General features: G+C 72.9%; 15 protein-coding genes. 5 read left to right on the top strand and 10 right to left on the bottom strand.

Annotated features, from left to right (window positions below; translation table 11 throughout):
• The first annotated feature begins 8 nt into the window (after nucleotides 1-8).
• Nucleotides 9-4,904, top strand: coding sequence for an SCO7613 C-terminal domain-containing membrane protein (locus OH804_RS23415; RefSeq protein WP_406059530.1), 4,896 nt, complete (start codon nucleotides 9-11; stop codon nucleotides 4,902-4,904).
• A 178-nt stretch (nucleotides 4,905-5,082) separates the two neighbouring features.
• Here the strand turns inward: OH804_RS23415 and purE are convergent, their stop codons facing one another.
• The 6 genes from purE to mca form a co-directional block, all read right to left on the bottom strand.
• Nucleotides 5,083-5,574 carry a 5-(carboxyamino)imidazole ribonucleotide mutase gene (gene purE, locus OH804_RS23420; protein WP_406059532.1) on the bottom strand — a complete coding sequence of 164 codons (492 nt, stop codon included), beginning with the start codon at nucleotides 5,572-5,574 and terminating at the stop codon, nucleotides 5,083-5,085.
• Nucleotides 5,575-5,606: 32 nt separating this feature from the next.
• A complete protein-coding gene (locus OH804_RS23425; RefSeq protein WP_196921147.1) occupies nucleotides 5,607-6,782 on the bottom strand; it encodes a 5-(carboxyamino)imidazole ribonucleotide synthase in 1,176 nt (391 codons plus the stop codon).
• A gap of 121 nt (nucleotides 6,783-6,903) precedes the next feature.
• Nucleotides 6,904-8,940, bottom strand: coding sequence for a thioredoxin domain-containing protein (locus OH804_RS23430; protein WP_406059535.1), 2,037 nt, complete (start codon nucleotides 8,938-8,940; stop codon nucleotides 6,904-6,906).
• 69 nt (nucleotides 8,941-9,009) lie between these two features.
• Nucleotides 9,010-11,541 (bottom strand): bifunctional diguanylate cyclase/phosphodiesterase, encoded by a 2,532-nt coding sequence (locus tag OH804_RS23435; protein WP_196921143.1) that lies wholly within the window; start codon nucleotides 11,539-11,541, stop codon nucleotides 9,010-9,012.
• 179 nt (nucleotides 11,542-11,720) lie between these two features.
• The gene (locus tag OH804_RS23440) at nucleotides 11,721-12,014 is read right to left on the bottom strand and encodes a hypothetical protein (RefSeq protein ID WP_091394183.1); all 294 of its coding nucleotides are present in this window, start codon (nucleotides 12,012-12,014) and stop codon (nucleotides 11,721-11,723) included.
• Nucleotides 12,015-12,062: 48 nt separating this feature from the next.
• Nucleotides 12,063-12,944 carry a mycothiol conjugate amidase Mca gene (mca, locus tag OH804_RS23445; protein ID WP_124854725.1) on the bottom strand — a complete coding sequence of 294 codons (882 nt, stop codon included), beginning with the start codon at nucleotides 12,942-12,944 and terminating at the stop codon, nucleotides 12,063-12,065.
• A 202-nt stretch (nucleotides 12,945-13,146) separates the two neighbouring features.
• Between mca and OH804_RS23450 the strand changes: the two genes are divergently transcribed.
• Nucleotides 13,147-13,587 (top strand): DUF4307 domain-containing protein, encoded by a 441-nt coding sequence (locus OH804_RS23450; protein WP_196921141.1) that lies wholly within the window; start codon nucleotides 13,147-13,149, stop codon nucleotides 13,585-13,587.
• A 156-nt stretch (nucleotides 13,588-13,743) separates the two neighbouring features.
• The gene (gene greA, locus OH804_RS23455; RefSeq protein ID WP_091394193.1) at nucleotides 13,744-14,241 is read left to right on the top strand and encodes a transcription elongation factor GreA; all 498 of its coding nucleotides are present in this window, start codon (nucleotides 13,744-13,746) and stop codon (nucleotides 14,239-14,241) included.
• Nucleotides 14,242-14,333: 92 nt separating this feature from the next.
• Here the strand turns inward: greA and ilvA are convergent, their stop codons facing one another.
• From ilvA to OH804_RS23475, 4 genes are all read right to left on the bottom strand, one after another.
• Entirely contained in the window at nucleotides 14,334-15,554 is a 1,221-nt protein-coding gene (gene ilvA / locus OH804_RS23460) for a threonine ammonia-lyase (protein WP_196921139.1), read from the bottom strand.
• A gap of 151 nt (nucleotides 15,555-15,705) precedes the next feature.
• Nucleotides 15,706-16,593 carry a DUF4328 domain-containing protein gene (locus tag OH804_RS23465; protein WP_406059538.1) on the bottom strand — a complete coding sequence of 296 codons (888 nt, stop codon included), beginning with the start codon at nucleotides 16,591-16,593 and terminating at the stop codon, nucleotides 15,706-15,708.
• A gap of 73 nt (nucleotides 16,594-16,666) precedes the next feature.
• Nucleotides 16,667-18,076 (bottom strand): amidase, encoded by a 1,410-nt coding sequence (locus OH804_RS23470; protein WP_406059540.1) that lies wholly within the window; start codon nucleotides 18,074-18,076, stop codon nucleotides 16,667-16,669.
• A gap of 13 nt (nucleotides 18,077-18,089) precedes the next feature.
• Nucleotides 18,090-19,232: a cystathionine gamma-synthase gene (locus OH804_RS23475; RefSeq protein ID WP_196921129.1), complete on the bottom strand. Its 1,143-nt coding sequence runs from the start codon at nucleotides 19,230-19,232 to the stop codon at nucleotides 18,090-18,092.
• Nucleotides 19,233-19,329: 97 nt separating this feature from the next.
• Here OH804_RS23475 and OH804_RS23480 point away from each other — a divergent pair, with 97 nt between their 5' ends.
• Together OH804_RS23480 and msrA are read left to right on the top strand one after the other, a co-directional pair.
• Nucleotides 19,330-19,752, top strand: coding sequence for an HIT family protein (locus OH804_RS23480; protein ID WP_196921127.1), 423 nt, complete (start codon nucleotides 19,330-19,332; stop codon nucleotides 19,750-19,752).
• Between the two features lie 76 nt (nucleotides 19,753-19,828).
• Nucleotides 19,829-20,491, top strand: coding sequence for a peptide-methionine (S)-S-oxide reductase MsrA (msrA, locus tag OH804_RS23485; RefSeq protein WP_124854717.1), 663 nt, complete (start codon nucleotides 19,829-19,831; stop codon nucleotides 20,489-20,491).
• The last annotated feature ends 178 nt before the right edge of the window (nucleotides 20,492-20,669 follow it).

A 20,669-nucleotide genomic window follows, 5' to 3' on the forward strand; every position in this document is an offset into this window, starting at 1 on the left:
GGGGTGTCGTGGCGACCTTTCAATGCTCCTCGTGCGGCCGGGAGATCAAGCCGGCCGTTCGATGCCCGCACTGTGGGGCAGATCAACCACAGTGGGTCGAGCACCTGGCCGACATCGAGCGTTCGATAGCGGAGATGAAGGCGCGCGACGCCGCCATCGCGCGTGAGCAGCGGCAGATCGCCGCCAAGATGCAGGCCGCGCTCTTCCAGCGGGACATCCTCGCCCACGCCGGCGAGGAGCGGATCAAGCAGGCCACCCGACCCCGCCGGGTGCTCCGCCGCCGCCCCGGCCGGCGGCCACCGACCGCCACCATGGGAGCGCCGCCCCGGGTGCCCCGCCAGGGCACCCCACCCGCCCCGGAGGATCCGCCGCCGCCCCCGCCCCGGGCCGCCTGGCTGGACGCGGACGACCCGGAGCACCCGCCGGAGGCGTCCTCGCGCGAGGTGCAGAACATCCCCCTCGGGCTGGGCGCGCTGCTGCTCGGAGTGGCCGCTGTGGTCTTCGCCGCGGTGGCCACCAGCTCGATGGACGCGCTGGCCCGGCTCGGCATCCTGCTCCTGGCCACGGTGCTGATGCTGCTCGCCCCACCGGCACTTGCCCGGCGCGGGCTCACCTCGACCGCCGAGACCATCGCCGCTGTCGGCCTGCTGCTAGTGCCGCTCGCCGGCAACGCCCTCTGGGCGGTGGACCGGATCGGCACCGGCAGCGGCTCCGGCACCGTCTTCGCCGGGGTGATCTTCGCCGTCACCGCCGCCGTCGCCTTCGGGTACGCCGGTTGGACGGGTCTGCGCGCGCCCCGCTTCGCCACAGTGCTCGCCGCGCAGCCGGTGCTGCCTCTGCTGGCGTACGACCAGATCACCGGCCCGGGCGGCTGGGCGCTGGTGCTGGCCCTGGTCGCCCTCGTCGACCTCGGCCTGGCCCGCTCCGGCGTGACGGTCGAACGCCCCGTCCGGCAGGACCTGCCAACGCCGGGCACGCCGTCCGCGCCGCGTCAGCGTGACGACGAGAGCAGGCCGGAGGGCGACCCGGAGGAGGCCGCCGAGCTGATCGACGCCAGCGCGGGCTCCACAGAGCCGCAGCCGACCCGCCCGGTGCCGGGCCTGCGTGAGCTGACCTGGTTGCTGCACGCCCTGGCCGTCGCCGTCTCACTGGCGTACGCGGTCACCGCCCTGCTGCGGGCCGAGACCGTGCCGACCGCGTCCGGCGCCGGGGTGGTGCTGCTGCTGGCCGCAGTGATCGGGCTGGCCGGCGCGCTGGTGCTGCGTCGCCCGCCGCTGCCCGACGTGGCGGCCGGCATCGTCACCCTGGCCGTGATCGGCGCGCTCAGCCGAATCGCCTCGGTGGCACTCCCCGGCCGGGCGCTGCTGCTGATCGCGGCGGTCATCACGGTCACCGGGCTGGCGGTGCGCGCAGTCCCGGAGGCGGCCCGACGCGGCCCACAGATCGCCTCCGCTGTGGCGCTGACCGTCAGCGGTCTGGTGGTCGCCGGCGGCGCGCTGCGCGCCGGGGTGGCACCGGTCCGGGCGGCACTACCCGCCTGGGATCCCGACCTCAGCCGGTACCAGGGCGAGTTGGCCGCCGCGGTCGGGCCGACCACCTGGCAGCTCGCGGGTGCCGCGTTCCTGCTCACCATCGCGGCGGTGCTGGCACTCCCCACCGAGATCCGCCGGGAGTTCGCTGTCGCCGGCGCGGCGCTGACCGCGCTCGCCGTCCCGGCGTCGTTCGGTCTCGGCTGGGCGGCGGCACCCTGGCCGATGGTGATCACCGCGATCGGCATCGGAGTCATCGGGCTGTCCGCCCGCACCGACCGGGCCGCTGTGGCGCACGCCATCGGGGCGGCAGTGGTCGGCCTGTTCGGCGCGGGCGCCAGCCTGTCCAGCCCCACCCTCACGGCCGCCGTCCTGATCACATTGTTCGTGGCCGGCACGCTTGTCGCGCTGGCGCCCCGGATCCGGATCGCCTCGGCCGCCTCCGACACGGTCACCGCCTGGGCCGCCGGTGGCGCCGCGTTCGCGCTGCCCGGAGCGGTGGCCGCGTTCGTGGCCGCCACCATGCCGAGCGACCCGACCCCCACCCCGGCGAGCCTCCGCGAGGTGACCGTCCCGGTCCTGGCGGCCAGCTTCCTGGCGGTCTGCGTGACCCTCGGCTACGCCGCCGTCGTGCAGGTCTCCCAGCGCCACATCCCCGCGCCTCTGTCGGTCGGCACCGGGCTGGGCGCGCTGATGGTCACCGCCGCCGCGTTCGGGGCGCCCGGCGCGACGGTCGCCGACGCCTGGGTCGGTGCGCTGCTGCTGGTCGCGGCGGTGCTGCTCTTCCTGGCCCCCTCCATCGACGCCGGCCGGCGCGCCGACCTCACACTCGACGGCTCGGACCTGGCCGCCGCGGCGGTCACCACTGCCCTGATCGCCACGCTGGTACGGATCGGGGCGGTACTCGCCCCGGGCGGGCAGCTGGCGGTGGCCGCCGCCCTGCTCCTGGTTGTCGCCGTGGCCGCCCGCAGCATGCCGGAGGAGTGGCGACGCGGGCCGATCCTGGGCCTCACCGTCGGCGGTGCCCTGATCGGTGTCCTCGCCGGTTGGACGGCGGTGCGCGGTGGGGTCGGCGTGCTGGCCACCCCCGGCCCGATCTGGCGGGGCGACCTGAGCGACTGGCCGGCCGCCCCCGTCGGCGGTGCCACCTGGCAGGCGCCGGTCGCGCTGGCGTTGCTGGCCCTCGCCGCCGGCATCCTGCTCCCGCCACCCTGGCGCTGGGACGTGTCCGGGGTGGCGGTGGTGCTCGCCACGATCGGCGCCCCGGCCGCGTTCGATCTGGCCTGGTGGTCGCCGGTCCTGGTCGGCGGAATGGTGGCCACCGTGTTCGGCATGGCCGCGGTCGCCACCGAGGAGGCGCGCGCCGGGCTGTCCCGGGCCACAGTGGCCGGGGTCGTCGCGCTGCACGCCGCCGGAGCCGGACTGGTCCGCCCGTGGACGACGGCCCTGGCGCTGGGCAGCATCGCCCTGATCGGCGTGGTGGTGGCCACGCTGGCCCGCGTCCTCGCCGGCCCACAGGTCACCGACATCGACACCGAGGGAATGCCGCCGCACCTGGCGCAGATCGGTGGCGCGGCGATCGGTGCCGCCCTGCTGGCCCTCCCCGGTGCGGTGGCGGCACTGGCCGCCGAGTTCGAACACTCGGCGCAGGTGGTGCTGACCGCCCCGCTGGCGGCGACCAGCCTCGGCCTGGCCGCCGTGGCCGCGGTCCGCCGGCAAGTGCCGCAATATCTGCCCTGGGTCAGCGTGGCGGTGGTCGGCGGGGCCACCATCAGCGCCCTCGCCGCCATCCCCACCGGCCTCGCCGCGGGCGTCTACGCGGCCGCCGCCGCCCTGCTCGGCGTACTGGCCGAGCTGATCCGCGCGGCCACCGTGCCGCCCACCGGCGCGGCCCAGCCGGTCCGGCGTTGGGCGGTACGACTCGACGGCGCCCTACGGCGGCTGCCGGACGACCCGGAGCGGCGGCGGTGGCGGGTCAATCCCGCCGCGGGTGCGCTGGCCGCGGCGGCACTTCCGACCGCCCTGGCGCTCGCCTCGATCGCACCCGCGCTGGTCACCGCCCTGGTCGAGCCGCACCGCACCCTGACCCGGATCTGGCAGGGCCCGCCGCCGGAGCTGCTCACCCCGCCGGCGGACGTGGTCAACCCGACCCACGTGCTGACGGCGCTGCTGCTCACCGCTACCGCTGCGCTGGCCGCCACCGGCTTCAGCGGCGGGCGGCGGTCCCGGGCCGTCCCGGTGGTGCTGCCCGGGGCAGCCGTCACGCTGCTGATCGCACCCATCGCGCTGGGCCAGGGCTGGCCCGCCAGCACCGTGGGCGCGCTCTCCGTCTTCACCATCGCGATGCTCGGTCTCGCACTGACCCCACCGCCGCCGCTGGCCGAGCGGGCCCGCTCGCTGCGGCTGGCCCGGGTGCTGGTGTTCGCCATCGGTCTGGCCGGTGGCAGCGCCGGGCTCGCCGGCAGCCTCGCCGACCGGCAGATGACAGTGTTCACCCTCGGCAGCGCCGTCGGGGTGGGCGCGGTGGCGGCGCTGTTCGGCACCACCCAGCGAGCGCGAATCCTCGGCTGGCTCTTCGCCTCACTGATGGCGCAGCTCTTCGTGCTCACCGCCGGTCTGGTCGCCGGGCTGGCGGCGGTCTGGTCCGCGTTCGGGGTGCTGGCCGTCGGCGCGGTCCTCCAGGTGCTCGCCGCGACCCTGCCCCGGCTGCGCCGCCCCGAGGCGCAGCGGGAGGCCTCCACCGTGGAGTGGAGCGGGTACGCTGCCGCGCTCATCGCGTTGGCCCTCGCCTTCGACTCGCCCCGCCACATCGCCGCCCTGCTGGCCGCCTGGGGCGCTGTCCTCGGGGTGGCGGCGACCCGACCCGGCCGCCGGCCGGTGGAACGCCGGATCCTGTTCTGGGCGGTGGTGGTCTGTGAGATCACCGCGTGGTGGATCCTGATGCGAGTCGCCGACGTGGCGCTGCCCGAGGCGTACACGCTGCCGTTCGCCGCGTTGGCCCTCCTCGTCGGCGTCCTGGAGCTACGCCACCGACCCGACATGAGCAGTTGGGTGGCGTACGGGCCGGCGTTGGTCGCGGCCTTCGTACCGACGCTGGCCATCGTGCTGGCCACCGAGTCCAGCACGATGCGGCAGATGCTGCTGTTGCTCGGCGCGGTCGCGGTGCTGATCTTCGGCTCGTCCAGTCGGCAGCAGGCGCCGGTGATCGTCGGCGCGTCGGTCACCGCGATCGCGGCGATCCACGCTCTGTTCAGCCTGGGCCCCTGGCTGGCGCTGATCCCGGTGGGCATCCTGCTGCTGGTGCTCGGCGCGAGCAACGAACGCCGCCGCCGCGCCCAGGAACGCCTACAGACCGCCCTGCGCGGCATGAGATAGACCGGAGGGTCCCTGCGGCGTGGGGTGAGTGGGCGCGGTGAGTGGGCCGGGTTCGCGGGCCGGCCCGCGTTGCCGCGCGCGATCTTGCACTTTCTGTTGCGACATAAGGGGCAAAAGCCGCGAAGCAGCGACCGAAAGTGCAAGATCGCGGGTGAGGTGGGGTGGGGCCTCGCGGGGGCTACTGCAGGGTGGCTTGGAGGGCGGCTTCCTTGTCTGCCACCAGCTTCTCCAGGTCCTGCTGGTACGTCGCCATCTTGGCGCGCAGGCCCTCGTCGCTCGCCCCGAGGATCCGCACGGCGAGCAGCCCGGCGTTGCGGGCGTTGCCGATCGACACGGTGGCGACCGGGACACCGGCCGGCATCTGCACGATGGACAGCAGCGAGTCCATGCCGTCGAGGTGCTTCAGCGGCACCGGCACACCGATCACCGGCAGCGGCGTCACCGAGGCGACCATGCCGGGCAGCGCGGCGGCGCCCCCGGCCCCCGCGATGATCACCTTGAGGCCCCGGTCGGCCGCGTCGCGCCCGTACTCGATCATCGCGACCGGAGTCCGGTGCGCCGAGATCACGCGCACCTCGTACGCCACGCCGAAGTCGTCCAACACCTCGGCTGCGGCCCGCATGGTCGGCCAGTCCGAGTCGCTACCCATGATCAAGCCAACAGTGCTCACTGCCGCCCTTTCGTCGTTCCCGAAACCGTGGCTCACTCGTGGCCCTCGCGCAGCCAACGCGCGGCCCGTGCGGCCCGGGCCCGCAGGTCGTCCAGGTCGTCACCGAGCACCGTGACGTGCCCGATCTTGCGGCCAGGTCGCACCTGCTTGCCGTACAGGTGCACCTTGGCGCCCGGCTCGGCGGCGAAGAGGTGGTGCAACCGCTCGTCGATCGACATCCCGCCCGGCTCACCGCCGAGCACGTTCGCCGACACCACCACCGGGGCGGTCAGCGCCGTGTCACCCATCGGGTAGTCGAGCACCGCCCGCAGGTGCTGCTCGAACTGTGAGGTCCGGGCACCCTCGATGGTCCAGTGCCCGGAGTTGTGCGGACGCATCGCCAGCTCGTTGACCACGATCGCGGGCCGGCCGGCGTCGTCGCGCACCTCGAACAGCTCCACGGCCAGCAGGCCGATCACACCGAGGGCGGTGGCCAGGTCGATGGCGAGCTGCTGCGCGGAGACCGCCAACTCCTCGTCCAGGCCGGGCGCCGGGGCCAGCACCTCCACGTTGATGCCGTCGCGCTGCACGGTCTCGACCACCGGGTACGCGGCCACCTGCCCGAACGGCGAACGGGCCACCTGCACTGCCAACTCCCGCCGCAGCGGCACCCGCTCTTCGACGATCAGCCGGGTGCCGCCAGCGAGCAGCGTGGTCGCCAGCTCGCTGGCCTGGGCGGCGTCGTCGACCATCCAGACGCCCCGGCCGTCGTAGCCACCCCGGGCCGCCTTCAGCACCACCGGCCAGCCGACCTGCTCGCCGAAGCCGACGAGGTCGGCGGGCTCGCCGACCGGCCGCCAGGCCGGATTGGGCGCACCCAGCTCGGTCAGGCGTTCCCGCATGACCTGCTTGTCCTGGGCGTGCAGCAGCGCGTCCGCCGGCGGGTAGAGGGGCACCCCTTCCGCCGCCAGCGTGCGGATGTGCTCGGAGGGCACGTGCTCGTGGTCGAACGTGACGACGTCGCAGCCCTTGGCGAAGGTGCGCAGGGCGGACAGGTCGGTGTGGTCGCCGTACTGGACGTCGGCGGCGACCAGCGCCGCACCGTCGTCGGGGGCGGTCGCGAGCACACGCAGTGACTGGCCGAGGGCGATCGCGGCCTGGTGGGTCATCCGGGCCAACTGGCCGCCACCCACCATGCCGACAACTGGCAGACCGGTACGGGAATCCATAGCGCGGCCAGCCTATCCGGGCCGCCGACGTGCCCAGCCGGAGGGCTGGCGACCCGCCTGGGAAGCGCTGGCGGGACCGCCCGGCGGGCGGCGCGGACGACTACCGGGCGTGGTGGTGCGCTCAGCCCAGTTCGGCGACCAGGTCCTCGACCGAGGTGACCGGCCGCTGGCAGACGAAACCCCGGCAGACGTACGCGGCGGACCGCCCCTCGACCAGCGGACGGTCGGCGAGCAGCGGCACACCCGGCTGGTCCGGACGCCCGGCAACGACCACCGCTCCGGGCGGCGCGTGCCGGCGGGCGGCGGTCACCAGCGGGTCGCCGGCCGGGTCGTCGGTGACCACGGCGATCTCGTACGGCCCGGACAGCAACGCCTCGCCGACCATGGCCGCGTACCCGGTGAACCGGGGGTGCTTACCGACGATCGGCGCGACAGTGCCGAGGGCCGCTTCGGCGGCCTCCCGGTAGCGCGTCTCCCCGGTCAACGCCGAGTACGCCACCAGCCCGGCGATCAACGCCGACCGGCCGGACGGGGTGGCGTTGTCGGTCGGGTCGGCCGGCCGGGCGACGAGCCGCTCCGCGTCGTCGGCGGTGTCGTAGAAGGCGCCACCGGGCGCGGCGAAGTGCGCCAGGGCGGTGTCCAGCAGGTCGCCGGCCACTGTGAGCCAACGGCCCTCGCCGGTGAGCTGGTGCAGCGCGCAGAACGCCTCGGCCACACAGCCGTAGTCCTCCAGGACACCTGCCGGCTCGCCGACCTTGCCATCCCGGGAGACCCGGCGCAGCCGGCCGTCCACCAGGTGCACGGTGGCCAGGTGCTCGGCGGCCTGGCGCATCGCCCCGTCGGCGACGATGGTGACGCCGTCCATCAGGTTGGCATCCTCGTCCTGCGGGGACGCGTACACGGCGGCGACCTGCTGGAACTCGGCGATGGCGGTGATCGCCAGGCCGTTCCAGGCGGCCACCACCTTGTCGTCGAGGGCCGGCTGCGGGCGGGTGTCCCGGGCCGCGAGCAGCCGCCCGACCACCTGCTGCCACCGGGCACGGACCTCGGGCGCGGCGTCGTCCACGTCCCGGGCGAGCTTGAGAACGCTCATGCCATGTTCAAAGGTGCCCTGCTCGGTGACGGTGAACAGGTCGGCGGCGAACCGGCCGTCCTCCTCGCCCAACGCCTCGACGAGTTGGGCGGGCGTCCAGGCGTAGGTGAGCCCCTCGACGCCCTCGGTGTCGGCGTCCAGCGCGGACGCGAACCCCTGCCCCGGCCGGTGCAGCTCGTCGGCGAGGAATCGGGCGGTGTCCCGGGCCACCCGGCGGGCCAGCGGGTCCCCGGTGAGTCGCCACAGCTGGGTGTAGACCCGCAGCAGCAGCGCGTTGTCGTAGAGCATCTTCTCGAAGTGCGGCACCGTCCAGTGCGCGTCCACCGAATACCGGGCGAAGCCGCCCGCGAGCTGGTCGTAGATGCCGCCCCGGGCCATCGCCTCGGCGGTGTGCCGGGTGATCTCCAGGCTGCCCGTGTCGCCGGTGCGCTGGTGGTGGCGCAGCAGGAAGAGCAGGTTCATGTGCGGCGGAAACTTCGGCGCGCCACCGAACCCGCCGTTCGTGGCGTCGTACTCGCTGGCCAGCTTTGTGGCCGCCGCGTCGAGCAGCGGGGCGTCCAGCGGCGCGGTGGGGCCGCCCACGGCCTGCGCGCCGCCGATCGCCTCGACCACTGCGGCGCCCTGGCCCAGGACCGCCTCGCGCTGCTCCCGCCAGGCGGTGGCGACCGACCGGAGCAACTGGACGAAGTTGGGTCGCGGGAAGTAGGTGCCGCAGAAGAACGGGGTGCCGTCCGGGGTGGCGAAGACGGTCATCGGCCAACCGCCCTGACCGGTCATCGCCTGGGTCGCGGTCATGTAGACCGCGTCCACGTCCGGGCGCTCCTCACGATCCACCTTGATCGACACGAAGTTGTCGTTCATCAGGGCGCCGACCTGCGCGTTCTCGAACGACTCGTGCGCCATGACGTGGCACCAGTGGCAGGCCGCGTAGCCCACCGAGATGAGCACCGGAACGTCCCGCCGCTTCGCCTCGGCGAACGCCTCGTCCGACCAGGGCCACCAGTCGACCGGGTTGTCGGCGTGCTGGAGCAGGTACGGGCTGGTGGCGTCGACGAGTCGGTTCACCTGACGACCATAGCCAGCCCTGGCGCGGACCGCGCGGGCTCCACCCGGACGGTCAACCGCCCGCCGCGGTCAGGAGGCGCCGTCGGCGCGGAGCCGGAAGACGTTCGACTCCGCCGAGTCGCGCAGCGACCCCAGCACCGCGCCGATCTTGTCCGCCGGCATGGGCTTGAAGAAGTGGTAGCCCTGCGCGGAGGTGCAACCCAGCTCGGCCAGGGCCATCCGCTGCTCGGCGGTCTCCACCCCTTCGGCGACCACCCGCAACCCCAACTCGTGGGCGAGACCCACTGTCGTCCGGACGATCGCGGCGGCCTCCGGCGAGTCGGCCATCCGGATGACGAACGAGCGGTCCACCTTCAACTCGTCCACGGCGATCCGGGTGAGGAAGGTCAGCGACGAGAAGCCGGTGCCGAAGTCGTCGACAGCGAGTTGCACGCCCATCGACCGGAGCGTCGCCAGCACCTCGTCGATGACCTCCAGCTCGCTCATCACCACCGTCTCGGTGATCTCCAGGACGAGCCGGTGCGGCGGCACCTGGTGGCGGCGCAACGCTTCGGCGATCTCCGCCGGCAGCCGGGGGTCGAGCAGGCTGCGCGCCGAGAGGTTGACCGAGATCGGAACGTCCAACCCCTCCCGGGCCCAGCTGGCGGCCACGCTGAGCGCCTTGTTCAGCACGTAGCGGGTGAACGTGCCGAGCTGCTCGCTGTTCTCCACCGGCCGGATGAAGTCGGCCGGGTTCAGCCACCCACGCCGGGGGTGTTGCCAACGGATCAGCGCCTCCACCCCGGTGGGGGCACCAGTGGCCAGGTCGACCGCCGGCTGCAACGCCAGCACCAGCTGATCGTCGACCTTCAACGCCTCACGCAGCTCGGCCAGCAGGGCGAGCTGGTCGGTGCTGGCCGCGTCACGCGCGCCGTCGTACGCGGCGACGTTGCCGCCACCCTCCTTGGCCTGGTACATCGCGATGTCGGCCCGACGCAGCAGCTCGGTCAGGTCCGCGGTGCCGGCGGCGGCCACCACCACCCCGACCGAGACCTCGATGGACATCCGTACGCCGGCCACCTCGGTCGGTGCGGCCAGCCGCTCGGCGATCTCGCGGGCCTGGCGCAGCGCGTGGGCCATCGGGGCGGCCCGGTCGCCGAGCACCGGCACCGCCGTGAGCAGCAGGGCGAACTCGTCGCCGCCGAGTCGGCCGAGCAGGTCACCGCTGCGGACCAGCGCGTTGAGTCGGTTCGCGGTCAACCGCAGCAGCTGGTCACCCGCCGCATGCCCGAGGGTGTCGTTGACTTCCTTGAACTGGTTGATGTCCAGCAGCAGCAGCGCCACCGGGTGATCGTGGCTGAGCTGTCGCAGCGACTGGTCGCCCTTGCTCAGCATCGCCGCCCGGTTGACGAGGCCGGTGAGCGGGTCGTGCACCGCCTCGTACGACGAACGGGCGGTCACCAGCCGCAGTTCGTGGTGGGTCGCGGCGTCGTGCAGCGCGGCGGCGAGCGCGTCGCCGAACGCGGCCACCGCGTCGCGTTCCCGGGCGGTGGGCGGGGCCGAGCGGGGGAACCGCACCCGCAGCCGACCGACCGGCGCGGCGCCGACCGACAGCGCCCGACTCAGCTCGTGCTCGTCCAGCTCCGACTGGTCCGGCGGGCCGGTCTCCCGGTCGACCAGCTGACCGCTGGCGTCGCCCCGGTAGCGGTGCCACCGGCCGTCGGCCCGGGCCACGTCGACGTCCACCAGTTCGGCGTTGAACAGCGTCAGCGCCCCGGTGACGGCAGCGCTGGCCACGCCCCGCTCGTCCAGCTGGTTGAGGGCCGCGGTGGCCTCGGCGAAGGCACGCCAGGTCCGGCGCTCCTGATCGGAGCGCAGCCGGTAACGGTAGGTCTGCTGGAGCAGCCACAGCAGCGGCGGCAGCAACAGCAACCAGCGCGGGTCCAGCTCCAGCAGGGCGACCACCACGAGGCCGACCGCCACGTTGCCGACGAACATCAGCAGCTTGCCGCGCAGCGCGGCGAGCAATGGTGGCCCGATCGGCAGCCCGTGCCGCAGACCCAGCGTCACCCCACCCAGCCAGGCGGTCACCAGGAGGTACGTCACCGAACCGGCGATGACGGCGAGCGCCAGCATCGGGGTGGGTGGAGAGAGCAGCGGCCGACCGAGCGCGGTGGTCACGGAGACGGCCAGCGCCGACGCGGCGGCCAGCGACGCGGCGATCCGGACGATCTCCAGGGCGGGACGGCGGTCGTTGTGCAGTGACAGCAGGGTCCAGGCCAGCCCGGTGCCGAGCAGCGTGGCGGACGGGAGCCAGCCGGCCGGGGTCAGGTAGAGGCAGACGATCAGGGCGGCCTCGCCCCAGGTGATGCTGACCATGCCGGCGGCCGAGCGGAACCGCAGCCGGGCGAGCTGGGCGAGGGCCAGGACGGCAACGGCGATGCCGAAGCGGGCCGGACCGCCGAGAGGGTCGTCGGCCGGCAGCCGGACCGGAAGGGTCAACCCGACCGCGGCGGCGGCCAGGGCGGTCAGCGTGACGGCTGCGGTGAGCACCAGCAACCGGCCCGGTGTGCCACGCACCCCGAGCCGATCGAACGGGTCGTCGGCCGCACCGGAGGTCATCGACCTCCCCCGTCAGCCGACCGACCGACGTCGCGGCGGGCGGCCGGTGCTGTGCTGGTCATCGGCGCCCCCTCCCGCACACGGCTCGGAGACTTTTGGTCCCCCCGGCGGAAGGCTAAGCCAAACCGGGTGGCCGCAACAGGGGGCGACCAACCGGTTCGGCGTGATTCATGCGCGGACTACCCGTTCAGGTGCTGCTGGTGCCCGTTGGGAGCGGGCGTGGATGAATCACGCCCCCCGGTCCCGTCTGTCGGATCGACGACTGCCGCATCGGCCCTGGTGGGGTCGGTCGGCCCGGACTGCTGAGGGAAACGGTCCGGCAGCCGGCGCAGCCGAGCGTTCATGTTGCGGATCAGCAGGATGGTCGCGGTGGCCAGCAGCAGGATGAGGAAGAGGCCCATCGGCCCGGCCAGACCACCCGTGCGGGTGTCCCCGAAGTTGTTCTCCGCGAGCACCTGGGCAGCGGTCAGCATGGCGTTCCTCCGATGTGCGGTTGGTAACCAGGGTAGCCCCGCCGGGAATCAGCGCGCGTGCGCCGTCTCCCGCACTCCCGCGAAGAGGTCGGACTCGGGCAGCGGGCTGTCGACCATCGAGCGGGCCAGCTCGTAGTCCTCGGTCGGCCAGGCGCGCTTCTGGAGCTCCATCGGCACGTGGAACCAGAAGCCGTCCGGGTCGACCTGGGTGGCGTGGGCCCGCAGCGCGTCGTCGCGGACCGGGAAGTATTCGGCGCACTCCACCCGGGTGGTGATCCGAGGGCCCTTGTCGGGACGGTCCTCCCACCGCTTGAGCCACTCCTCGTAGGGCGACTCCAGCCCGGCGGCCAGCATGCCCTCGTGCAAGGCCATGATCTTGCCCTTGGAGAAGCCGATGTCGTAGTAGAGCTTCAGCGGCTGCCAGGGCGCGCCCAGCTCCGGGTAGCGCTCCGGGTCACCGGCGGCCTCGAACGCGGCCACACTCACCTTGTGGCACATGATGTGGTCCGGGTGCGGGTAGCCGCCCTCTTCGTCGTACGTGGTCACCACGTGCGGACGGAACTCGCGCATCAGCCGCACCAGCGGGCCCGCGGCGACCTCGACGTCCTGGAGGGCGAAACAACCCTCGGGCAGCGGCGGCAGCGGATCGCCCTCGGGCAGACCCGAGTCGACGAAGCCCAGCCAGGCCTGGTCGACGCCGAGGATCGCCCGCGCGGCGTCCATCTCGGCACGCCGGATCTCGCCGATGTTGGCCCACACGTCGGGCCGGTCGAGCTTGGGGTTGAGCACGCTCCCGCGCTCGCCGCCGGTGCACGTCACGACCAGGACGTCCACCCCCTGAGCGACATACTTCGCCGTCGTCGCCGCGCCCTTGCTCGACTCGTCGTCCGGGTGCGCGTGCACGGCCATGAGACGCAGTTGCTCTGCCAACTTCGGCGCTCCTCGTCTGTGCCGGACGGTGGACCCGACCGGGCTCGACCGGCTGACCTGCCGGGATCTTCCTCGCCGCACCCTGTCACCGGCCATCAGCGCCGGGCATGACCTGCCATTCCTGCCGCTGGACCGGGTGGGAGGATGGGGCTCTGTCATTCTTGCCGATGCCGCCGACAACAACGCCAGGAGATACCCGCCGGTGACCGAGACGCACGCCACAATTTCACCAGGCGCGCCGGTGTTCCCGGCCGGGCGCTACGGCCGCCGTCGGGCGCCGGGCGGCAAGCGCCGCCGTACGCTGCTGGCCGCGCTGGCGCTGCTGGCGCTCGTGGCCACGCTGACCGTGATCTCGGTCCGCCTCTACCGCCAGTACGGCGACCCGGCCTACGACGCCCAGGTGATCACGTACACCGACATCACGGACAAGCAGGTGCTTGTCGACTTTCGGGTGACCGTGCCGCCGGGTGGATCAGCGGTCTGCGTGCTGCGCGCTCGGGACCGTGCCGGCGCCGAGGTGGGCCGCGAACAGGTCACCGTGACCGCCGACCCCGGGGACCGGCACGTCACGACCCGGCACCGCCTGGCCACCACCGCACGGCCGTTCATCGGCGAGGTTCTGCGCTGCCGACCACCGTCCTGACCTGCCCTAACAGCACCAAAAGCGGGGCTGGCCGAGCGCCTACCGCGGGTGTCGGATCCGGACACCCGCGGTGATGGCCGACACGCTGTGTCGTACCGCACTGGTAACTTGGTAGTTCACCTGTCAGCCAGCCACGCACAACTGAGGAGAACGCCTGTGTCCACTGGCAACGAGGCGCCCGCCACCTGGCTGTCCCAGGACGCGTACGACCGCCTCCAGGCCGAGCTCGACGAGCACATCGCCAACCGCCCGGCGATCGCAGCTGAGATCAACGCTCGGCGCGAGGAGGGCGACCTGCGGGAGAACGGCGGCTACCACGCCGCCCGCGAGGAGCAGGGCAAGGCCGAGGGTCGCATCCGCTACCTGCAGGAGCTGCTGCGCACCGCGAAGGTCGGCGAGGCTCCGACCGCCGACGCGGTGTCGCCGGGCATGGTGGTGACGATCTACTTCGACGACGACACCAACGACACCGAAACCTTCCTTCTCGGCTCTCGGGAGATCGCGGCCACCACCGACCTGACCGTCTACAGCCCCGAGTCCGCGCTGGGCAAGGCGATCCTGGGTGGCCGGGCCGGGCAGACCTGCACCTACACGGCCCCCAGCGGCGCCGACATCAAGGTGACAGTGGTCAGCTTCGAGCCGTTCTCCGGCTGACAGTCGCCGACCGCGTCACCAGGGGCCGGGTCGAGCGACGCCGGCACCCACAGTCGAAACACAGCGGATCCGAGGCGTGGCACCCACAGGTGTCACGCCTCGGCCGCGAAGACGACCTGATAGCCGCTGGCCCGCAGGGCGCTGATCAGCGTGTCCGAGTGCTCGACGCCCCGGGTCTCCACCGACAGCGCCACCTCCACCTCGCCGAGGCTGAGGTGCGGGTTGGCCCGCTGGTGCTCCACGTCCACCACGTTGGCCCGATGCTCGGCGATCTGGCTGAGCAGCGACGCGAGCTGTCCCGGCCGGTCCGAACAGCGGACGGTCACCCGCAGGTAGCGACCCGCCGCGGCCAACCCGTGCTCGATCACCCGCATCATCAGCAACGGGTCGATGTTGCCGCCGGAGAGCACCGCTACCACCGGGGTCTCCACCTCGACCACCCCGGCCAGCAGCGCGGCGACACCGACCGCCCCGGCCGGCTCGACCACCTGCTTGCCGCGCTCCAACAGCATCAGCAGGGCCCGGGAGATGTCCTCCTCGGAGACCGTGACGATCTCGTCGACCAGCTTGCGTACGTGGTTGAAGGTGATCTCGCCCGGCCGGCCGACCGCGATGCCGTCGGCGATGGTGGAGAAGACGGGCAGCCGGACCGGTTCCCCGGCCACCAGTGAGGGCGGGAACGCCGCAGCCCCGGCCGCCTGCACGCCGATGATCCGAACGTCCGGCCGCAACGCCTTCGCGGCCACCGCCATGCCCGAGATCAGACCGCCGCCACCCACCCCGGTGATGATCGTCTTCACGTCCGGGCACTGTTCGAGGATCTCCAGCGCCACAGTGCCCTGCCCGGCGATCACATCGGGGTGGTCGAACGGGTGGATCAGCACGGCGCCGGTGCGCTCGGCGTACGTGTGCGCGGCCACCAGCGACTCGTCGACGGTGTTCCCGGCCAACTCGACCTGCGCGCCGTACCCCTTGGTGGCGGCCACCTTCGGCAGCGGCGCGTTGACCGGCATGAAGACGGTGGCGTGCGTGCCGACCAGGCCGGCGGCGAGGGCCACGCCCTGCGCGTGGTTGCCCGCGCTCGCCGCGACCACGCCGCGCTCCCGCTCCGCCGCCGACAACCGGGAGATCCGCACGTACGCGCCCCGCACCTTGTACGAGCCGGCGCGCTGCACGTTCTCGCACTTGAGCCACGTCGGCCCGCCCAGCGCCGCGCTGAGCGGCCGGGACGGCTCCAGCGGTGTGGTGCGGGTGACGCCAGCGAGCAACTCCCGTGCGGCCCGTACGTCGTCGAGACCGACCAGTTCCGTCATGCCCCGATCGTGCCACCCGCGCTCCCCGACCAACCCGCGGGCCAGGCTGACCGGGGCGCAGGCTGACCGGGGCGGGTTGATCCACTCGATATCCCGGAAAGCGCGGTATCCGGGCCGCCCGGACCCCCCGACTTCAATGATCCCGAGTGAATCACGAAGCTGGCGCGACCCCCGGCACCTCAAGGGCGGGCTGCGCCGCCGGGGCGGGCTGCTCCGCCAGAGCCGGCTGCTCCGCCGGAGCGGACTGGGCAGGCCGGGCGGCGGGCCAGGTCTGGGCCGGCCAGACCGGGGCGGTCGGCCACTGGCGGGTGGCGCTGGCGATCCGGGCCTCCTGGGCAGCGGAGATCCGTTGGATCAGCAGGATCAGCGTCACCGCCGCGATCACGCAGCCCAGCGCGGGCAGCGTGGTGCGGAGCAGGGAATCCTGGTACAGGTCGGAGTACGCCTGGTAGCCGGCGTCGTCGACCGGGATCTCCGCCAGCTTCTCGTACGCCCGGTCGTCGGCGCGGCTGGCGAGCCGCTCACCGATGCTGAACACCAGCCAGGAGCACCACCAGACGGCCACGAGCGCCGGCGTGGCCCGCCGCCAGAGGCTGTCCCGGGCCACTCCCGCCACGACCCGGGCCGGCACCACGAAGTTCGCGAAGGGCACCAGCCAGCCGGCGATCGCCCAGCCGGGCCCGAAGGCCGGCTCGGCGCCGGGGAAGGCGTCGGTGTTCTTGCGAGCCCGCCAGGTCCAGATGATCACCAGTACGGCGGCGGTGAGGTGCACCACCGTCATGATCAGCGCCACCACTGCGACGATGATCCCCGCGCCGATAAGCAGGTCCGGGTCGTCGTTGGCCCTGGCCCGGCGGGCCAGCACCATGCCGACCAGCGAGGACAGCGCCACCGCCAGGTAGAGCACGGCGGTCGCGCCGACGGCGACGTTCGCCGCCAGGCCGATCCCGCGTACCCGGTAGGTCGGCAGCCCCGGCGTGACGGCGGGCTGGCCGAGCGGCGTGAAGCACCGCGGGCAGTAGTCGTTTTCGGGGGACATCGCGTCCCCGCAGGTCTGGCAGCGCACTGGTGTCCCCCGTGGTCGCGTGTAGGTGCGCGCACACGCTAGACGATCATGCGGTGGCTGGTGACCCCGTGCCGACCCGGGGGTAGCCGGGAGCGTGGCGCGTCCACGGGGCCGCCATCTCGAACTGGCCGGCCACACCGAGCAGGAGCAGCTCCGAGCCGGGCGGGCCGACCAGCTGCACGGCGACGGGCAGGCCGTCCGGGCGGCGGCCGACCGGCACGACGACCGCCGGCAGGCCGGCGATGTTCCAGGGTGCGGCGTACGGGGCGTACCGGATGTTGGCCGTCATGTTCGCCCGCCAGGACCGCTCCGACCAGCGGGCCGCCTCCGGTGGCGCGCTGGCCAGCGCCGGGGTGAGCAGCAGGTCTACCGAGTGGTCGGTGAAGAAGTCGACCGACCGTTGCCGCCAGGCGGCCCGGTCCGCCTCCCGCACGTAGCCGCGACGCTGCGCCCACTCGCCCAGCGCGACGTGCCGACGGGTACGCCGTTGCAGACCACGCCGGTCCAGGCCGGAGGCCCGGACGTCGGTGGCGGCGGCGGCGAACCAGGTGGCGATGCCCTGCAGGCCGAGCGCGGTGGGGTAGACCGGATCGGCGGGCACCGTGTCGTGCCCGGCGGCGGCGAGGAGCCGGCCGGCGGCGGCGACCGCGTCCCGGTTGGGCGCGTCCGGTGTGACACCGCGGACCGGGGAGCGCAGCGAGACGCCCACCCGCAGCCGCTGCGGGGGGACCAGTTTCTCCGGACGCCGGCCGGCGAGCACCGAGAAGCCGACCGCCGCGTCGGCGACAGTGCTGGTCAGCATGCCGTGCTCGGTGAGGCCGAACCAGTCGTCCGCCCCGAGCTGGCAGGGGACCACACCCCGACCGGGCTTGAGCCCGACGAGTCCGCAGCAGGCCGCCGGAATCCGGATCGAGCCGAGCCCGTCGTTGGCGTGCGCGATCGGCACCAGCCCGGCGGCGACAGCGGCGGCGGCACCACCCGAAGACCCACCCGGGGTACGCGTGCTGTCCCACGGGTTGCGGGTCACCGCGCTGTCGTCGTCGGTGAGGGCCCACAGGCCGAGCTCCGGCATCCGGGTCACGCCGAGGATCACCGCGCCGGCGCCGCGCAGCCGACGCACCACCTCGTGGTCGGCCTCCGCGACGTCGGTGCGGGCGGCGGCCGACCCGTTCCAGGTGGGCAGGCCGGCGACCGGGGTGTTCTCCTTGACCGCCACCGGTACCCCGGCCAGCGGCAGGTTGGCCAGGTCCTCCTGCTCGTCGACCTTCTCCGCCTCGGTGATCGCCTCACCGCCGCGAACGGCGCGGAACGCGGCCAGCTCACGGTCGGCGCGGGAGATGTACTCGAGGTGGTCGGCGACGACCTGGGTCGCCGAGACGTCACCTCGGCGTACGCCTCGGGCGATCTGCTTGGCGGTCGCTCCGACCCAGGTCGCCATGATGTCCTGCACGGCCATCCTCCCCCAGCGGTCAGCCCAGCGCCTGCTCCAGATCGGCGAGTAGGTCGTCGACCGTCTCGATGCCGACAGACAGTCGCACGAGATCGCCGGGAACTTCAAGCGGCGAGCCGGCAGCACTTGCGTGTGTCATCCGACCCGGGTGCTCGATCAGGGATTCCACGCCGCCCAGCGACTCGGCGAGCACGAAGAGCTTTGCCCGGTTGCAGATGTCCACGGCGTGGTCCTCACCACCGGCGGCGCGGAACGAGATCATGCCGCCGAACCGGCGCATCTGCTTGGCGGCCACCTCGTGACCGGGGTGCGAGGGCAACCCCGGATAGATCACCTGGGCGACCTTGGCGTGCCCGTCGAGGTACGCGGCGAGCCGCTCGGCGTTGTCGCAGTGCCGGTCCATGCGTACCCCGAGGGTCTTGATGCCCCGCAGGGTGAGCCAGGCGTCGAACGGGCCGTTGATCGCTCCCATCGCGTTCTGGTGGTAGCGCAACTCCTCGCCGAGCCCGGCGTCGGCGACCACGAGCGCGCCGCCAACCACGTCGGAGTGCCCACCGATGTACTTGGTGGTGGAGTGCACCACCACGTCCGCGCCGAAGGCGATCGGCTGCTGGAGGTACGGCGAGGCGAAGGTGTTGTCCACCACCAGCAGGGCGCCGGCGTCGTGTGCCACGGCGGCCAGGGCGGCGATGTCGGCGATGCCGAGCAGCGGGTTGGTCGGCGTCTCCACCCAGACGATCTTCGTGCGGCCGGGCTGCACGGCCGCCCGGATCGCGGCCGGGTCGGAGACCTTGGCCGGGCTGAACTCCAGGCCCCAGCGCTGGGCGACCCGGGCGAAGAGCCGGTACGTGCCGCCGTACGCGTCGTCCGGGATCACCACGTGGTCGCCGGGCTGGCACACGGCCCGCAGCAGGGTGTCCTCCGCGGCCAGGCCACTGGCGAAGGCGAGCCCCACCGGCCCGCCCTCCAGCGCCGCCAGGCACTCCTGGAGCGCGTCACGAGTCGGGTTGCCGGAGCGGCTGTACTCGTAGCCGAGGCGGGGTGCGCCGACGGCGTCCTGGGCGTACGTGCTGGTCTGGTAGATCGGTGGGATCACCGCGCCGGTGCGGGCCTCGGGGTCCTGACCGGCGTGGATGGCGAGCGTCTCGAAGCCGTGACTCATTCTGGTGAGGCTAGTGCCCCGTCCCGAGGGCTGGAACGGAACCCGTGCTCCCGGGCGGAGCCGGACCGCCCGGGAGCCGCCGGCATAGCCTGGCCCGATGAGCGGTTGCGTGTTCTGCGGGATCGTGACGGGCGAGGTGCCGGCGTTCCGGGTGGCCGACACCCCGGACGGGGTGGCGTTCCTGGACACCCGGCCGGTGTTCAAGGGGCACGTGCTGGTGGTGCCCCGGGTGCACCTGGTGACCCTGGCCGAGTTGCCGGCCGACCTGCTGCCCGACTACTTCGCCATGGTCCAACGGCTGGCGGTGGCGGTGGAGACCGCTCTCGGCGCCGGTGGGACGTTCGTGGCGATGAACAACAAGGTGTCCCAATCGGTGCCACACCTGCACACCCACGTGGTCCCGCGCACCAAGGGCGACGGGTTGCGGGGCTTCTTCTGGCCGCGCACCCGGTACGAGGACGACACCGAGGCCCAGACGTACGCGGACCGGATCGCGGCGGCGCTGCTCGGTGGGGCCTGACTGACGGTCACGCGGGTAAGGAAGCTGGACCCTCCGGTGTTACACGCTGGGAGTGGTACGAGAGGAGATCCCCACCGTGTTTTTGCGCCGTATGAACGCCGATATGGTCTCGCCCGACCAGGCCCTGCCGGGCCGCCCGATCGCCATGCCGGTCGCCGACCGCCACGAGGTGCTGGGCACCCCGTTGAAGGGCCCCTTCCCGGAGGGCCTCCAGGTAGCGGTCTTTGGCATGGGCTGTTTCTGGGGTGCCGAGCGGCTGTTCTGGACGCTTCCCGGCGTCTACACCACCTCCGCCGGCTACGCGGGTGGCATCACCAAGAACCCGACGTACGAGGAGACGTGCTCCGGCCGGACCGGGCACGCCGAGGTCGTCCAGGTGGTGTACGACCCCAGCAAGATCAACTATGAGGACCTGCTGAAGGTCTTCTGGGAGAACCACGACCCGACCCAGGGCATGCGCCAGGGCAACGACGTGGGCACCCAGTACCGCTCGGCGATCTACACGACCACCGACGAGCAGCGGACCATCGCCGAGTCGTCCCGGGACGCGTTCCAGCCGATCGTGACGCGGGCCGGCAAGGGTGAGATCACCACCGAGATCGCCCCGCTCGGCAGCTACTACTTCGCCGAGGACTACCACCAGCAGTACCTCGCCCCGACCAAGAACCCGAACGGGTACTGCAACCACGGCCCGAACGGCCTGAGCTGCCCGGTCGGCGTGGCCCGAGTCGGCGGCTGACCACCAGACACCAAACCCGCGTGATGCCCGGCTGCCTGAGGAAGGTGGCCGGGCATTCCCGTTCGGCCCTGTGATCGAAATCCGTTGCCGAGCCCGACGAGAACTCGATAACGTGGCCGTACACGTGAAAGGAGGTGGTCCAGACTTGTATAGCAATCGGACTCGTGAGGTGGCTGTC

The sequence above is a fragment of the Micromonospora sp. NBC_00860 genome, assembly GCF_045207375.1.
Classification (GTDB): domain Bacteria; phylum Actinomycetota; class Actinomycetes; order Mycobacteriales; family Micromonosporaceae; genus Micromonospora; species Micromonospora vinacea.

Coding starts and splice junctions, on each gene's coding strand:
- OH804_RS23425 (WP_196921147.1), bottom strand. CDS start 6,782: ATGGATTCCCGTACCGGTCTGCCAGTTGTCGGCATGGTGGGTGGCGGC.
- OH804_RS23435 (WP_196921143.1), bottom strand. CDS start 11,541: ATGACCTCCGGTGCGGCCGACGACCCGTTCGATCGGCTCGGGGTGCGT.
- OH804_RS23440 (WP_091394183.1), bottom strand. CDS start 12,014: ATGCTGACCGCTGCCCAGGTGCTCGCGGAGAACAACTTCGGGGACACC.
- ilvA (WP_196921139.1), bottom strand. CDS start 15,554: ATGACGGAACTGGTCGGTCTCGACGACGTACGGGCCGCACGGGAGTTG.
- OH804_RS23465 (WP_406059538.1), bottom strand. CDS start 16,593: ATGTCCCCCGAAAACGACTACTGCCCGCGGTGCTTCACGCCGCTCGGC.
- OH804_RS23470 (WP_406059540.1), bottom strand. CDS start 18,076: ATGGCCGTGCAGGACATCATGGCGACCTGGGTCGGAGCGACCGCCAAG.
- OH804_RS23475 (WP_196921129.1), bottom strand. CDS start 19,232: ATGAGTCACGGCTTCGAGACGCTCGCCATCCACGCCGGTCAGGACCCC.
- OH804_RS23480 (WP_196921127.1), top strand. CDS start 19,330: ATGAGCGGTTGCGTGTTCTGCGGGATCGTGACGGGCGAGGTGCCGGCG.